Annotated in this window: 18 protein-coding genes; 17 read left to right on the top strand and 1 reads right to left on the bottom strand. The window is 60.4% G+C overall.

What is annotated here, in order from left to right; translation table 11 throughout:
• The first annotated feature begins 441 nt into the window (after positions 1–441).
• From rluC to sppA, 3 genes are read left to right on the top strand one after another with little or no spacing between them, the layout of a single operon-like run.
• Positions 442–1404 (top strand): 23S rRNA pseudouridine(955/2504/2580) synthase RluC, encoded by a 963-nt coding sequence (rluC, locus tag F8N96_RS23235; protein ID WP_150744418.1) that lies wholly within the window; start codon positions 442–444, stop codon positions 1402–1404.
• Positions 1391–2053, top strand: a complete 663-nt coding sequence (locus F8N96_RS23230; protein WP_150799801.1) for an HAD-IA family hydrolase — start codon at positions 1391–1393, stop codon at positions 2051–2053. The genes rluC and F8N96_RS23230 overlap by 14 nt, the downstream gene beginning before the upstream one ends.
• Before the next feature lie 24 nt (positions 2054–2077).
• On the top strand, positions 2078–3067 hold the full coding sequence (gene sppA / locus F8N96_RS23225; protein WP_150799800.1) for a signal peptide peptidase SppA: 990 nt from the start codon (positions 2078–2080) through the stop codon (positions 3065–3067).
• A gap of 302 nt (positions 3068–3369) precedes the next feature.
• On the opposite strand, the gene F8N96_RS23220 is transcribed toward sppA, so the two are convergent.
• Complete coding sequence (locus F8N96_RS23220; RefSeq protein ID WP_150799799.1) at positions 3370–3948, bottom strand: Maf family protein; 579 nt, start codon at positions 3946–3948, stop codon at positions 3370–3372.
• Positions 3949–4053: 105 nt separating this feature from the next.
• On the opposite strand from F8N96_RS23220, the gene F8N96_RS23215 reads away from it, so the two are divergent.
• The 14 genes from F8N96_RS23215 to F8N96_RS23150 all read left to right on the top strand — a co-directional run bounded on the left by F8N96_RS23215 (position 4054) and on the right by F8N96_RS23150 (position 15350).
• Positions 4054–4581 carry a YceD family protein gene (locus F8N96_RS23215; protein WP_004371317.1) on the top strand — a complete coding sequence of 176 codons (528 nt, stop codon included), beginning with the start codon at positions 4054–4056 and terminating at the stop codon, positions 4579–4581.
• Positions 4582–4594: 13 nt separating this feature from the next.
• Positions 4595–4777 (top strand): 50S ribosomal protein L32, encoded by a 183-nt coding sequence (gene rpmF, locus F8N96_RS23210; protein ID WP_004371305.1) that lies wholly within the window; start codon positions 4595–4597, stop codon positions 4775–4777.
• Positions 4778–4780: 3 nt separating this feature from the next.
• The gene (gene plsX / locus F8N96_RS23205) at positions 4781–5791 is read left to right on the top strand and encodes a phosphate acyltransferase PlsX (RefSeq protein ID WP_150799798.1); all 1011 of its coding nucleotides are present in this window, start codon (positions 4781–4783) and stop codon (positions 5789–5791) included.
• Between the two features lie 125 nt (positions 5792–5916).
• Positions 5917–6855, top strand: a complete 939-nt coding sequence (gene fabD, locus F8N96_RS23200) for an ACP S-malonyltransferase (RefSeq protein WP_150799797.1) — start codon at positions 5917–5919, stop codon at positions 6853–6855.
• Between the two features lie 16 nt (positions 6856–6871).
• Positions 6872–7615 carry a 3-oxoacyl-ACP reductase FabG gene (gene fabG, locus F8N96_RS23195; protein WP_150799796.1) on the top strand — a complete coding sequence of 248 codons (744 nt, stop codon included), beginning with the start codon at positions 6872–6874 and terminating at the stop codon, positions 7613–7615.
• A 191-nt stretch (positions 7616–7806) separates the two neighbouring features.
• Positions 7807–8043 (top strand): acyl carrier protein, encoded by a 237-nt coding sequence (gene acpP / locus F8N96_RS23190; protein WP_003175607.1) that lies wholly within the window; start codon positions 7807–7809, stop codon positions 8041–8043.
• Between the two features lie 108 nt (positions 8044–8151).
• On the top strand, positions 8152–9396 hold the full coding sequence (fabF, locus tag F8N96_RS23185) for a beta-ketoacyl-ACP synthase II (RefSeq protein ID WP_150799795.1): 1245 nt from the start codon (positions 8152–8154) through the stop codon (positions 9394–9396).
• Positions 9396–10211, top strand: a complete 816-nt coding sequence (pabC, locus tag F8N96_RS23180) for an aminodeoxychorismate lyase (protein WP_150799794.1) — start codon at positions 9396–9398, stop codon at positions 10209–10211. Before fabF ends, pabC begins: the two co-directional genes overlap by 1 nt.
• Positions 10212–10214: 3 nt before the next feature.
• Positions 10215–11492, top strand: a complete 1278-nt coding sequence (mltG, locus tag F8N96_RS23175; protein WP_150799793.1) for an endolytic transglycosylase MltG — start codon at positions 10215–10217, stop codon at positions 11490–11492.
• A gap of 19 nt (positions 11493–11511) precedes the next feature.
• A complete protein-coding gene (gene tmk / locus F8N96_RS23170; protein ID WP_150799792.1) occupies positions 11512–12144 on the top strand; it encodes a dTMP kinase in 633 nt (210 codons plus the stop codon).
• Positions 12137–13123: a DNA polymerase III subunit delta' gene (locus F8N96_RS23165; protein WP_150799791.1), complete on the top strand. Its 987-nt coding sequence runs from the start codon at positions 12137–12139 to the stop codon at positions 13121–13123. The genes tmk and F8N96_RS23165 overlap by 8 nt, the downstream gene beginning before the upstream one ends.
• Before the next feature lie 42 nt (positions 13124–13165).
• On the top strand, positions 13166–13522 hold the full coding sequence (locus F8N96_RS23160; RefSeq protein ID WP_150799790.1) for a PilZ domain-containing protein: 357 nt from the start codon (positions 13166–13168) through the stop codon (positions 13520–13522).
• 14 nt (positions 13523–13536) lie between these two features.
• A complete protein-coding gene (locus tag F8N96_RS23155) occupies positions 13537–14325 on the top strand; it encodes a TatD family hydrolase (RefSeq protein ID WP_150799789.1) in 789 nt (262 codons plus the stop codon).
• Between the two features lie 386 nt (positions 14326–14711).
• The gene (locus tag F8N96_RS23150) at positions 14712–15350 is read left to right on the top strand and encodes a TetR/AcrR family transcriptional regulator (RefSeq protein WP_008152317.1); all 639 of its coding nucleotides are present in this window, start codon (positions 14712–14714) and stop codon (positions 15348–15350) included.
• The last annotated feature ends 23 nt before the right edge of the window (positions 15351–15373 follow it).

Below are 15373 nucleotides of genomic sequence, written 5' to 3'. Positions count from 1 at the left end.
ATCTCCACCCTACACGTATCCCTGATAATTCGGGTGCTGCCGCGCGCAGAATCCGCAGCGGGTTGGCATTTACCGTGAGCTCCGAAGGGGGAGGTCACGCATCATGGCTAATTTAGGCGTTGTTTCCGAAGCGTTCGCTCGGGGTTGTTCGCAGCTGACTGCACTTTGTGAACTGGCCGTGAATATTTGCTCGCAAGGCGAGTGAAAACTCTGCTTTGCGGCATGATTCAGGCCTCATGTCACCTGCGCTTGTTACACCTGCAAACTCTACCGTTACGTAGCGAAAGCCCCGTAGGACGGCCTCTCGTCCTCGTGAATTGCGATGGTCAGGGCCGGTTTTTGACCGTTGGTCCGCTGTCCAGGCCACTTTTGGCGGCGTTCGCGACTATAGCAGCAATGATTAAGTGCTTCAATTCCATAAAAAATTGTTATCATCGCGGGATGACGACTACTGCCCCTTCGACCCCAGCGGTACAACTGCTGGAGGTCTCGCCGGAATATGCCGGCCAACGTATTGACAATTTCCTTCTCGCTCGGCTCAAAGGCGTGCCCAAGACCTTGATTTACCGCATTTTGCGCAAAGGCGAAGTGCGGGTGAACAAGGGTCGGATCAAGCCTGAATACAAGCTGCAGGCGGGTGATATCGTGCGCGTGCCGCCGGTTCGCGTGCCTGAGCGCGACGAACCGGTGCCGCTGGCCCAGGGTCTGCTGCAGCGACTCGAAGCCTCGATTGTCTTCGAAGACAAGGCGCTGATCGTGATCAACAAGCCTTGCGGCATTGCGGTTCACGGTGGCAGCGGCTTGACTTACGGGGTGATCGAAGCCTTTCGTCAGTTGCGTCCCGATTGCAAGGAGCTCGAACTGGTTCACCGTCTCGACCGTGATACCTCCGGCCTGTTGATGATCGCCAAGAAGCGCAGCATGTTGCGCCACTTGCACGCTGCCTTGCGCGGCGACGGTGTCGACAAGCGCTATATGGCGCTGGTTCGCGGTAACTGGGCGGCCTCGATCAAGCAAGTACGGGCGTCGCTCGGCAAGAGCAATCTGCGCTCCGGCGAGCGCATGGTCGAGGTCGACGAGGAGGAAGGCAAGGAGTCTGTGACCGTGTTCAAGGTCCTGCGCCGCTTCGGCGACTTTGCCACCCTGGTCGAAGCCAAGCCGATCACCGGCCGCACCCACCAGATTCGGGTTCACACCTTGCATGCCGGGCATTGCATTGCCGGCGACACCAAGTACGGTGACGAGGGCTTCAGCAAAGAGATTCGTGACCTGGGCGGCAAACGCCTGTTCCTGCACGCCTATCTGTTGACCGTGCCGCTGCCCGATGGTGGCGAGCTGAAATTACAGGCACCGGTCGACGAGATGTGGGCCAAGACCGTGGAGCGATTGAGTGCGCCCATCTGATTACAAGCTGCTGATTTTCGATTGGGATGGCACCCTGGCCGACTCCATTGGCCGAATCGTCGAGGCGATGCATGTAGCGTCCGAGCGATCCGGGTTTCAGTTGCGCGATGATTTTGCCGTCAAAGGCATCATCGGCCTGGGCTTGCCGGAAGCGATTCGTACGTTGTATCCGGAAATTGGCGATGATGAATTGGTCGCCTTCCGTCAGCACTATGCCGATCACTACATCGCCTCCGAAGCCGTGCCCTCGCCATTGTTCGAGGGTGTGGTCGAGTCGATGGAAGCGTTTCGCGCCGACGGGTATCACTTGGCGGTTGCCACCGGCAAGGCCCGCCGCGGTCTGGATCGGGTGCTGAAGTCCCACGGCTGGGAAGATTATTTCGACATCACCCGGGCTGCCGATGAAACTGCGAGCAAGCCCCATCCTCTGATGCTGGAGCAGATCGTCACGCATTGCGGGGTCCGTCCGGAGCAGGCGTTGATGGTGGGCGATTCGTCCTTCGACCTGCAGATGGCCCGCAACGCCGGCATGGACTCGGTGGCCGTCAGCTATGGCGCGCAATCGATCGAGGCGCTGAAGCTGTTCGAGCCGCGCCTGGCGATCGACCGTTTTTCAGAATTACATACCTGGCTGAGTCAGCGGGTTTAACAGGGTTTTGCTGGGGTAGATGTCATGGTTGACGAATGGAAAGCGCCCGCCAAGGCGAGCGCAGAGAGCGGTGACGAGAAAAGCTGGAAGCTGCTGGAAAAGACCCTGCTGGCCAGCGTGCAGGAGCAGCGCCGGTCCCGTCGCTGGGGGATCTTCTTCAAGCTGCTGACCTTTGTGTACCTGATTGGCGCGCTGATCCTGTTCACGCCGCTGATGGACATGGAAAAAGCCGCGACCCGCAGTGGCAACTACACCGCGCTGATCGACGTGACCGGCATGATTGCCGACAAGGAGCCCGCCAGCGCTGACAACATCGTCGGCAGCCTGCGTGCCGCTTTCGAGGATGAGAAGGTCAAGGGCGTTATCCTGCGAATCAACAGCCCCGGCGGCAGTCCGGTGCAGTCGGGTTACGTCTATGACGAGATCCGCCGCTTGCGCGGTCTGCATCCGGACACCAGGGTTTACGCGGTGATCTCCGACCTGGGCGCTTCCGGTGCCTATTACATTGCCAGCGCGGCCGATCAGATCTATGCCGACAAGGCGAGCCTGGTGGGCTCCATCGGTGTGACGGCGGCCGGTTATGGTTTTGTCGGGACCATGGAGAAACTGGGCGTCGAGCGGCGTACCTACACCTCGGGGGAGCACAAGTCGTTCCTCGATCCGTTCCAGCCGCAGAAACCTGAAGAAACGCAGTTCTGGCAGGGTGTGCTCGACACCACGCACCAGCAGTTCATCAACAGCGTCAAGAAGGGGCGTGGCGATCGGCTCAAGGACAAGGAGCATCCGGAGCTGTTCTCCGGCCTGGTCTGGTCTGGCGAGCAGGCGCTGCCGCTGGGGCTGATCGATGGTCTGGGGAATGCCAGTTCCGTGGCGCGTGATGTGATTGGCGAGAAAGAGCTGGTGGACTTCACTGTCCAGGAATCGCCGTTCGATCGCTTCTCGAAGAAGCTCGGTGCCAGTGTGGCCGAGCATCTGGCCATGTGGATGGGGTTTCAGGGGCCGTCGCTGCGCTGATTTTTTGGTGCTCGGTCTGGGGGTAACCCCGCCATTTGGATCCTGCACCGATTAACTGTAGGAGCTGGCTTGTCGGATCGCCGCACAGCAGCGAAGGCGGTGGGTCAGTCGACACATTTATCGCCTGGACGGACGCCTTCGCTGGCAAGCCAGCTCCTACAGGGGTTAGGCGTGTACCGATTGATTGTGGGAAACGCCGAACCGTCTGTAGGAGCCGGCTTGCTGGCGAAGGCGGTTTCATTGGCGCTGCATGGCTTGAGGTCGCTTTCGCTGGCAAGCCAGCTCCTACAGGGGGTGGTGTCTCAGGGGATTTGCACGCCTTCGGCCAGCAGCATGTCGATCAGCCGAATCAACGGCAGGCCGATCAGGCTGGTGGCGTCAGGGCCTTCGGTGCTTTGAAACAGGCTCACCCCCAGCCCTTCGGCCTTGAAGCTGCCAGCGCAGTCGTAGGGCTGCTCGGCGCGCAGGTAGCGTTCGATGCGCGCGATGTCGAGTGTGCGCATATGGACGGTAAACGGCACGCAATCGACCTGGCAGTCGCCCGTCTGGCTGTTGAACAGGGCCAGGCCGGTCAGGAAGGTGACACTGGCGCCGCTTGCGGCCAGAAGCTGCTCCCGGGCCTTGTCGAACGTATGGGGCTTGCCGATGATCCGGTCGCCCAGTACCGCGACCTGGTCCGAACCGATAATCAAATGGGCAGGATGGCTGTCGGCCAGTGCGCGGGCCTTGGCCTCGGCCAGGCGCTTGACCAGCTCGATGGCGGACTCCGGCGGGCGATGGCTTTCGTCGATGTCCGGCGAGCTGCAGGTAAACGGCAGCTGCAGGCGGGCCAGCAACTCTCGGCGATAAACCGAGCTTGAAGCGAGTAATAAAGGCAGCATGCGCATCTCCAAAGGGGAGGTGCGAATTCTAGCGAGGTGACCAAGTGACGGACAGGGCTGAATTTCCTTTGACATGCCCGGGGGCATCCCTATAATGCTGCGCCTATGTTGAATGACCCGATTCCACCTCACGTTGACCCGCGCAAATTGGCTGACCGTGGCACCACCCTTCAAGGTGAACTGCTGCTGGCCGATTTGGAGAGACTCTGCGACCCGCTTTCCGACACTGTCGGTACGGTGCAGGCTAAATTCGTTTTTGAACGAGATGAACGTAAGTCTGTGGTCATCCACAGCTTTATCGACACCGAAGTCAAAATGGTTTGCCAGCGTTGTCTTGAGCTGGTCACCCTGCCGATCCATAGCGAATGCAGTTACGCTGTGGTGAAGGAGGGTGCGAATACCCAGTCGTTACCGAAAGGTTATGACGTGCTGGAACTGGGCGAAGATCCATTGGATCTGCAGTCACTGATCGAGGAGGAGCTTCTGCTCGCCTTGCCCATTGTGCCTGCTCATCATCCGGAAGAATGCCAGCAGCCGGCGGGTCTCGATGAGCCCGAACCGAGCGAGGACGAGGTAACGCGGTCCAACCCGTTCAGTGTATTGGCGCAGTTAAAGCGTGACCCAAACGTTTAGGAGTTAATCAATTATGGCTGTTCAGCAGAACAAAAAATCCCGCTCTGCCCGTGACATGCGTCGTTCGCACGACGCCCTGACGGCAAGCACTCTGTCTGTAGAAAAAACCACCGGTGAAGTTCACCTGCGTCACCACGTATCGCCAGAAGGCGTATACCGTGGCCGTAAAGTGATCGACAAGGGCGCTGACGAGTAATCCTTGTCCGCTCAAGTCATCGCGATTGACGCAATGGGCGGGGACTTCGGTCCCCGCAGCATTGTTCAGGCCAGTCTTGCTTGTCTGAATGCCACGCCCTCGTTGCACCTGACCCTTGTCGGTCAACCCTCACTCCTTGAAGAATTGATCGCCAGCCAATCGGCTGTGGATCGCGCGCGCCTGTCGATTGCACCGGCGAGCGAAGTCATCACCATGGACGAAAAGCCGGCGCAGGCCTTGCGCGGCAAGCCTGATTCGTCGATGCGCGTGGCGCTGGAGCTGTTGCGCGACGGCAAGGTCCAGGCCTGCGTCAGTGCCGGCAACACCGGTGCGCTGATGGCCTTGTCGCGATTTGTGCTCAAGACCCTGCCGGGCATCGATCGGCCGGCCATGGTCGCGGCGATCCCTACGCAGAAGGGGTACTGCCAGTTACTCGACCTGGGCGCCAACGTCGATTGCAGCGCCGAACACCTGTTGCAGTTTGCGGTGATGGGATCGGTCGCGGCAGAAACCCTGGGTATCGTTCGTCCTCGGGTTGCGTTGCTGAACATCGGCACCGAAGACATCAAGGGCAATCAGCAGGTCAAGCTGGCAGCGACCTTGTTGCAGAGCGCCCGGGGTATCAACTACATCGGTTTCGTCGAAGGTGACGGTCTGTACCGCGGCGAGGCTGATGTGGTGGTGTGTGACGGGTTTGTCGGCAACATCCTGCTAAAATCCAGCGAAGGCCTGGCGACCATGATTGCCGGGCGCATCGAAGCCCTGTTCAGAAAAAACTTTGCATCAAAAGTAGTCGGCGCAATGGCGCTGCCGCTGATGAAACGGCTGCAAGCCGACCTGGCGCCTGCGCGGCATAATGGCGCCAGCTTCCTCGGGTTGCAGGGGATCGTCGTAAAAAGCCACGGCTCGGCCGGGGTCCAGGGCTTTCAGAGTGCCATTGCCCGGGCGTTGATCGAGATCCAGGAAAACCTGCCGGAACGGATTCACGGTCGTCTGGAGGATTTGTTGCTTTAGGCGTTTTCGGCGGACAATGCTTAAATGTGACCGCTCAGTTCAATTGGCCATCCAATTGTCAGTTTTCTTGCGTCCCAGGGCGGGACGTCAATTCTTCGGCGACAAGATCATTAGGGGCTTGTTACATGTCTGCTTCCCTCGCATTCGTCTTTCCGGGACAGGGTTCGCAGTCCCTCGGCATGCTGGCCGAGTTGGGCGCGCAACATCCGCTTGTCCTCGACACTTTCAAAGAAGCTTCCGATGCCCTGGGTTACGACCTGTGGGCACTGACCCAGCAGGGGCCGGAAGAACAACTCAATCAAACCGATAAAACCCAGCCGGCCATTTTGACCGCCTCGATCGCCTTGTGGCGCCTGTGGCTGGCTGAAGGCGGTGCGCGGCCGGCTTATGTCGCCGGCCACAGCCTGGGCGAGTACAGTGCCCTGGTGGCCGCAGGCAGCCTGAGCCTGGGCGACGCGGTGAAGCTGGTTGAGCGCCGCGGTCAACTGATGCAGGAAGCCGTTCCGGCCGGGCAGGGCGGCATGGCCGCGATCCTCGGCCTGGAAGACGCCGACGTGCTGGCGGCCTGTGCCGAAGCGGCGCAAGGCGAGGTGGTCAGCGCCGTCAATTTCAATTCCCCGGGCCAGGTGGTCATCGCCGGTGCCAAGGCGGCGGTCGAGCGCGCCATCGAAGGCTGCAAGGCCCGTGGCGCCAAGCGCGCCATGCCATTGCCGGTCAGCGTGCCGTCGCACTGCGAGCTGATGCGTCCGGCAGCCGAGCGTTTCGCCGACTCGATCGCTGCGATCGACTGGCAGGCACCACAGATTCCAGTGGTACAAAACGTCAGCGCCAACGTGCCGGCGGATCTGGAAACCCTCAAGCGCGATCTGCTTGAGCAGCTCTACAAGCCTGTACGCTGGGTCGAGTCGGTCCAGGCGCTGGCCGCCAGGGGCGCGACCCAACTGGTCGAATGCGGCCCCGGCAAAGTGCTGGCCGGCCTGAACAAGCGCTGCGCCGAAGGCGTGTCGACATCCAACCTCAATACCCCAGATGCTTTCGCTGCCGCCCGTGCAGCGTTGGCCTGAATCAGGAGAAGCTTGCATGAGTCTGCAAGGTAAAGTTGCACTGGTCACCGGTGCGAGCCGCGGTATCGGCCAGGCTATCGCCCTGGAACTGGGTCGTCAGGGCGCCATCGTTATCGGCACCGCGACCTCCGCTGCGGGGGCCGAGCGCATCGCCGCTACCCTGAAGGAAAACGGTATTCAAGGCACTGGCCTGGAACTCAATGTCACCAGCGATGAATCCGTCGCCGCTGTGCTGGCGAGCATCCAGGAGCAGTTCGGTGCACCGGCGATCCTGGTCAACAATGCCGGTATCACCCGCGATAATCTGATGATGCGGATGAAAGATGACGAATGGCATGACGTCGTCGATACCAATCTGAACAGTCTGTTCCGCCTGTCCAAGGGCGTTTTGCGCGGCATGACCAAGGCCCGTTGGGGACGAATTATCAGTATTGGTTCGGTTGTGGGTGCCATGGGCAACGCAGGCCAAGTAAACTACGCAGCCGCCAAGGCAGGTCTGGAAGGTTTCAGCCGTGCACTGGCGCGTGAAGTCGGTTCGCGTTCGATTACGGTAAACTCGGTGGCCCCAGGGTTCATCGACACCGATATGACCCGCGAATTGCCCGAAGCACAGCGTGAAGCCTTGCAGACGCAGATTCCGCTGGGTCGTCTGGGACAAGCTCAAGAGATCGCGTCTGTGGTCGCTTTTCTTGCATCCGACGGTGCGGCTTACGTGACTGGGGCTACAATCCCGGTGAACGGCGGGATGTACATGAGTTAAATGTGACGGATAGCTTCAAAAAAATGTCATACGAGCTGTCTAAAATCCGTTATAAAGCTGCAATCTATTTATAGGCAGAGGGCCACCGGGTCTGAGGAGTGAAGCTTTCAGTTGAAAAACTGAAAAGTCTTTCTATACACTTACCCACTGGCCAGCTGCCTGAATTTGTCCATTAGGAGTGAAAACAAGGTATGAGCACCATCGAAGAGCGCGTCAAGAAAATCGTTGCCGAGCAACTGGGCGTTAAAGAAGAAGAAGTGGTCAACACTGCTTCCTTCGTTGAAGACCTGGGTGCTGACTCCCTTGACACCGTTGAGCTGGTGATGGCTCTGGAAGAGGAATTCGAGACCGAAATCCCTGACGAAGAAGCCGAGAAGATCACTACTGTACAAGCTGCAATCGACTACGTTACCAGCCACCAGGCGTAACAGTTTGTAATCGTTGCTTGCTGTCATGGAAAAACCGCACTGCCATCACGGCGTGCGGTTTTTTCTTTAGGCCTGATGCAAAGTCGTCATTTGAAAAAGGAGAGTGCTGTGTCGCGTAGACGCGTCGTAGTCACCGGTATGGGTATGTTGTCGCCACTGGGCACGGATGTGCCGAGCAGTTGGCAGGGCATTCTGGCTGGCCGCAGTGGCATTGGTCTGATCGAACACACCGACCTTTCTGCCTATTCCACCCGTTTTGGCGGCTCGGTAAAGGGCTTCAATGTCGAGGAATACCTGTCGGTCAAGGAAGCACGCAAGCTTGACCTGTTCATTCAGTACGGTCTGGCCGCAGGTTTTCAGGCTGTTCGCAACGCTGGTCTGGAAGTCACCGACGCCAACCGCGAGCGTATCGGCGTGGCCATGGGCTCGGGTATTGGCGGTCTGACCAATATCGAAGAAACCAGCCGCACCCTGCACGAATCCGGCCCGCGACGGATTTCTCCGTTTTTCGTGCCTGGCTCGATCATCAATATGATTTCCGGGTTCCTGTCGATCCACCTGGGTGCACAGGGGCCCAACTACGCCATCGCCACGGCGTGTACCACCGGTACGCACTGCATCGGCATGGCGGCACGCAACATCATGTACGACGAAGCCGACGTGATGATTGCCGGCGGCGCCGAGATGGCGGCCTGCGGCCTGGGCATGGGCGGCTTTGGTGCCTCCCGTGCACTGTCGACCCGCAACGACGAGCCGACCCGCGCCAGCCGGCCATGGGACAAGGGCCGCGATGGCTTCGTGTTGTCCGATGGCGCCGGTGCGCTGGTGCTCGAAGAGCTGGAGCACGCCAAGGCGCGTGGCGCGACCATCTACGCCGAGCTGATCGGTTTCGGCACCAGTGGCGACGCCTTCCACATGACGTCGCCGCCGGCCGACGGTGCTGGCGCCGCTCGCTGCATCACCAACGCCTTGCGCGACGCGAAGATCAACAGCGATCAGGTCCAGTACATCAACGCCCATGGCACCTCGACCTCGGCCGGCGATCTTGCCGAAGCCTGTGCGATCAAGTCGGTGTTCGGTGATCACGCCTACAAGCTGGCGGTCAGTTCGACCAAGTCCATGACCGGTCACCTGCTGGGTGCGGCGGGCGCGGTCGAAGCGATCTTCAGTGTGCTGGCGATCAACAGCCAGGTGGCGCCGCCGACCATCAACCTCGATGAGCCGGACGAAGGCTGCGATCTGGATTTCGTGCCACACACCGCGCGCAATATGGAGATCGATGTGGTGCTGTCCAACTCCTTCGGGTTTGGCGGCACCAACGGCTCGCTGGTGTTCCGTCGGTTTGCCGACTGATGGACAGCTGGGTCGACGGTCAGCCGGCTGACGCTCTGTCGCTGAAGGATCGCGGCCTGGCTTACGGCGATGGTCTGTTCGAGACCATTGCCGTGCACAACGGCGCTCCGGTGCTGCTGGACCGGCATCTGGTGCGCTTGGTCAAGGGTTGCCAGCGCTTGGCGATCAACCTCGACCACAGTGCGCTGTGCACTGAGTTGGCGAGCTATGCCCAAGCGCTGGGGGAAGGCGTGCTCAAGCTGATCGTCACCCGTGGCGACGGCCTGCGCGGTTACGCACCGGATCCTTCGGCGCAGGCACGGCGCATTATGCAAGGCACCCCCCCCGCAGCGTACCCCGTGGCGAATGCGGAGCAGGGCGTGCGTCTGTTCGCCTGCTCGACGCGCCTGTCCAGGCAGCCCCTGCTCGCCGGGCTCAAACATCTGAATCGTCTTGAACAGGTCATCGCCCGTTCCGAGTGGCAAGACACCGAGCACGCGGAAGGTCTGATGCTTGACCAGGCCGGTCGTGTGATCGAAGGTGTGTTCAGCAACCTGTTCCTGGTGCGCGACGGGGTACTGATCACCGCCGATCTCAAGCGCTGTGGCGTGGCCGGCGTGATGCGTGCGGAATTATTGTTTCAAGCCGAGTCGTCGGGCATCCCCACGCAAATCACCGACATCAGCCTCGACCAGCTGCAATGGGCCGATGAAGTCTTTGTCTGCAACAGTGTGTATGGCGTTTGGCCGGTGCGCGCCTATGCAGCACTGAGCTGGCCGGTTGGGCCACTCACCCGTAAACTCCAAACCATTGCCCGCCTGCTACTGGATGCTTGATTCGTGAGACGTAAATTCTTGCTGCTGCTGGAAACCGGATTGGTTCTGGCGGGGCTGTGTCTGGGCGCTTCCGCCTGGAAAATCCATTCGGCGCTGCAACAGCCGCTGAATATCACCCGGGAAGAACTGCTGGAGGTGCCCAAGGGCACCACGCCGACCCGTACCCTTTATCGACTCGAAGCCGACGGCGTGATCAAGGACGCTTTCTGGCTGCGCGTTTACTGGCGTTTCAATCTCGCCCGGCAACCCTTGCACAAGGGCGAATACCGCATGCAGCCCGGCATGACCGTCGAAGGGCTGATCGAGTTGTGGAAGCGCGGGGACATCGTCCAGTACAGCCTGACCCTGGTCGAAGGGTGGAATTTCCACCAGGTCCGCGCAGCCTTGGCCAAAGCGGAAAAACTCGAACAGACCCTCGACGGTTTGAGCGATAACCAGGTCATGGAGAAACTCGGTCACAACGGGATTTTTCCCGAAGGCCGGTTCTTCCCCGACACCTATCGCTACGTGCGTGGCATGACCGACGTCGAGCTGCTGAAGAAAGCCTACGACCGCCTCGACGAAGTCCTCGCCAAGGAATGGGGGCAGCGCTCGGCCGACCTGCCGTACAAAGAACCCTATCAGGCGCTGATCATGGCGTCGCTGGTGGAAAAGGAAACCGGTGTGCCCCAGGAGCGCGGGCAGATCGCCGGCGTGTTTGTGCGGCGCATGGAAATGGGCATGCTGTTGCAGACCGATCCGACCGTGATCTACGGCCTCGGTGACCGTTACAACGGCAAATTGACCCGTGCCCATCTCCGGGAAGCGACCCCTTACAACACCTATATGATTTCCGGCCTGCCGCCGACGCCGATTGCGATGGTCGGGCGCGAAGCGATCCATGCCGCGCTCAATCCGGTGGCGGGCAACAGCCTCTATTTCGTTGCCCGGGGTGATGGCAGTCACGTGTTCTCCGATGATCTGGACGCCCACAACAACGCGGTGCGCGAGTTCCAGCTCAAGCGCCGCGCCGACTACCGCTCCAGCCCGGGACCTGCGACCGCGCCGGATGCGCTGGACGAGCAGATGCCGATTCCGGCCGCTTCGCCCAACATCGCCCCTGAGGCTTTGGAGCCAGTGCCGCCGCCAGCGCCTGCTCAAATGGCGTCACCCGACTCACCAGCGCCTGTCGATGAGCCGCCACAGGCGCCGTCACCCGCGCCGGCGCAACCACCCGCGGAAGAACCCGCTGCCGCACCCGTGCCCGAACCGGATGCGACCGCCCCGCAAAGCCCGCAATGACTCTGATTAAGGACTGCCTGTGACTGGCTTGTTTATTACCCTGGAAGGGCCGGAAGGCGCCGGCAAGAGCACCAACCGCGACTACCTGGCCGAGCGCCTGCGCGCCGCCGGTGTCGAGGTGGTGCTGACCCGCGAGCCGGGTGGCACGCCGTTGGCCGAGCGGATCCGCGAGGTGCTGCTGGCACCCGTCGACGAAGTCATGAACCCCGACACCGAATTGCTGTTGGTGTTCGCCGCGCGAGCCCAGCATCTGGCCGAGGTGATTCGCCCGGCGCTGGCCCGCGGCGCCGTGGTCCTGTGTGACCGCTTTACCGATTCGACCTACGCCTATCAGGGCGGCGGCCGTGGATTGTCGCTGGAACGCATCGCCGCCCTGGAAACCTTTGTCCAGGGCGACCTGCGCCCGGACCTGACGCTGATTTTCGATCTGCCGGTTGAAGTGGGCCTTGCCCGCGCCAGTGCTCGCGGTCGCCTGGACCGCTTCGAACTCGAAGGTCGGGCATTTTTCGATGCCGTGCGCAGTGCCTTTCTCAAGCGTGCCGAAGCGGACCCGGCACGCTATGTGCGGGTCGATGCCGCCCAGCCGCTGGCACAGGTCCAGCTGTCGCTGGATACCTTGCTCCCGCGCCTGCTGGAGTTGACCCGTGGCTGAAGCCTATCCGTGGCAGGACAGCCTCTGGCAGCAGTTGGCCGGGCGCAAGCAGCATGCCCACGCCTATCTGCTGCATGGCCCGGCCGGGATCGGCAAGCGCGCGCTGGCCGAGCGCTTGATGGCCAGTTTGCTGTGCCAGCGTCCGACCGCGCAGGACGCTTGCGGCGAATGCAAATCCTGCCTGTTGCTCAAGGCCGGCAGCCACCCCGACAACTACATCCTGGAACCGGAAGAAGCCGACAAGGCGATCAAGGTCGATCAGGTTCGCGAACTGGTCGGTTTCGTGGTCCAGACCGCGCAGATGGGTGGACGCAAGGTGGTGTTGATCGAGCCGGCCGAGTCGATGAACGTCAACGCCGCCAATGCCTTGCTCAAAAGTCTTGAAGAGCCGTCCGGTGATACCGTGTTGCTGCTGGTCAGCCACCAGACCAGTCGTTTGTTGCCGACCATCAAGAGCCGCTGCCAGCAGCAGGCGTGTCCGCTGCCCAGCGAGGCGATGAGCCTGGCGTGGCTGGCGAAGACCCTGCCGGACTGTTCGCCCGAAGAGCGCGTCGAGTTGCTGACGCTTGCCGCCGGGTCGCCATTGGCCGCGGTCAAGTTGCAGGCCCGGGGTGTGCGTGAACAGCGGGCGCTGGTGGTCGATGGCGTGAAGAAATTGCTCAAGCAGCAACAGTCGCCGACCCAGCTGGCCGAAGAATGGAAAACCATACCGCAGCTGCAGTTGTTCGACTGGTTCTGCGACTGGTCGAGCCTGATCCTGCGCTATCAGTTGACCCAGGATGAAGAAGGTCTGGGCCTGACGGACATGCGCAAGGTCATTCAATACCTGGCGCAGAAATCCGCGCAGCACAAAGTGCTTGCCATTCAGGACTGGATTCTCGCCCAGCGTCAGAAAGTGATGAACAAAGCCAACCTGAATCCGGCGCTGTTGCTGGAGGCGCTGTTGGTGCAATGGGCGTCCTTGCCTGGCCAGAAGTGACCGTTCGCGCCTAGACTCTGAACATCAGCCGTGGAGATCCGCATGAATGAAGCCGTCAATCCGGGGCCGCGCAACGGCATTTTGTCCCTGACGATCAAGGACAAGTCCGTGCTGTATGCGGCTTACATGCCGTTCATCAAGAACGGCGGCCTGTTTATCCCGACCAACAAAAGCTACAAGTTGGGCGATGAGGTCTTCATGCTGCTGAACCTTATGGATGAGCCGGAAAAAATCCCGGTCGCCGGCAAAGTCACCTGGATCACCCCCAAAGGCGCCCAGGGCAACCGGGCCGCGGGGGTCGGCGTCCAATTCAATGACGGCGACGATACCGCGCGCAGTCGAATCGAAACCTATCTGGCCGGAGCTCTCAAGTCCGACCGTCCTACCCATACGATGTAAGTTGCAGCCCTTTTATGCTCGTAGATTCCCATTGTCACCTTGATCGCCTCGACCTCGCCGCCCACGACGGTTCTCTGGATGCTGCGCTCGATGCCGCCCGTCAGCGCGGGGTCGGTCACTTTCTGTGTATCGGCGTCAGCGTCGACAACGCCGCCGACGTCAAAGCCCTGGCCGAGCGCTATGACGACGTCGACTGCTCGGTGGGTGTGCATCCGCTGGATGTGCAACCCGGTGCGGCGCCGGCGCTGGACTGGTTGCTGCAGGAACTGAATCACCCGCGCGTGGTGGCGATCGGAGAAACCGGCCTGGATTATCACTACGAACCGGAAGCGGCCAAGTTGCAGCAGGAATCGTTTCGTCTGCACCTGCAAGCGGCGCAGCAGACGGGCAAACCGGTGATCATTCACACCCGTGGCGCCCGTGCCGACACCTTGAGTCTGTTGCGTGAAGCGGCGCTGTCTCAGGCGGGCGTCCTGCATTGCTTCACTGAAGACTGGGACATGGCGAAGGCTGCGCTGGACATGGGTTATTACATTTCCCTTTCCGGGATTGTCACGTTCCGCAATGCGGATGCATTGCGCGACGTGGCGAGCAAGGTTCCGGCCGATCGCTTGCTGGTGGAGACGGACTCACCGTACCTGGCGCCGATCCCTTATCGCGGCAAGCCGAACCTGCCGCAGTATGTGCGGGAAGTGGCAGAGTTTCTGGCGATGTTGCGCGGTGAGCCCTATGAGCGGTTTGCCGAGCAGACTACGCAGAACTTCAAGCGGTTATTCCCGTTGGCGCATGTGAAATCGGTTTAGGTTTCAATGCCGCCTTCGCGAGCCGCCTCGCGCCCGCAAGGGTAAATCGCAGGCAAAAAAAACCCGGGTTCTGGGGGGTGAATCCGGGTTAAGACCATTAGGAGTAAAACAAAGGCACGCGGTCCGTTGGTACCTATATCGGCGCGACACTTGGGGGAGATGCCCCGCCGACAGTTGAAGTATTGATCAGTATTGCGCTGAGTCCAGTTTGGCAGGGCGGGTTTTTAAACAATTTTGGAATACGCCCGCTTCGGAAGGGTTCTCATCAACTCCAAAACTGCGTGAAATCATCATGAAACACAGATATGGTCGGATGATCCGTGCATTTTGGTGCAAGTTAGGCATAATACGCGGCTTCGAATTTTGACCCCTACAGACCTTTTCTTATGCATAAAGAACCTCGTAAGGTCCGTGAGTTTCGTCGCCGCGAGCAAGAAATTCTCGATACCGCGCTCAAGCTGTTCCTCGACCAGGGTGAAGACAGTGTCACCGTCGAGATGATCGCTGATGCCGTCGGTATCGGCAAAGGCACGATCTACAAGCACTTCAAGTCCAAGGCGGAGATCTATCTGCGCCTGATGCTCGATTACGAGCGCGATCTGAACGAGCTGTTGCATTCGGCCGATGTCGACAAGGACAAGGAGGCGCTGTCCCGGGCCTATTTCGAATTCCGCATGCGCGACCCGCAACGCTATCGGTTGTTCGACCGCCTGGAAGAAAAAGTGGTCAAGGGCAACCAGGTGCCGGAGATGGTCGAGGAACTGCACAAGATCCGTGCCTCGAACTTCGAACGCCTGACCCTGCTGATCAAGGGCCGGATCAGCGAAGGCAAACTCGAAGACGTGCCGCCTTACTTCCATTACTGCGCGTCCTGGGCGCTGGTGCACGGTGCCGTTGCGCTGTATCACTCGCCGTTCTGGAGCAATGTGCTGGAAGATCAGGAAGGCTTCTTCCAGTTCCTGATGGACATCGGCGTGCGCATGGGCAACAAACGCAAGCGCGATACCGACACTCCGAGCAGCTGAGCCATTCAGCAGCCTGATTGCGC

It is taken from the genome of Pseudomonas fluorescens (assembly GCF_902497855.1).
Taxonomy (GTDB): Bacteria; Pseudomonadota; Gammaproteobacteria; order Pseudomonadales; family Pseudomonadaceae; genus Aquipseudomonas; species Aquipseudomonas fluorescens_BI.
This window is presented reverse-complemented; position numbering and strand designations above follow the sequence as displayed.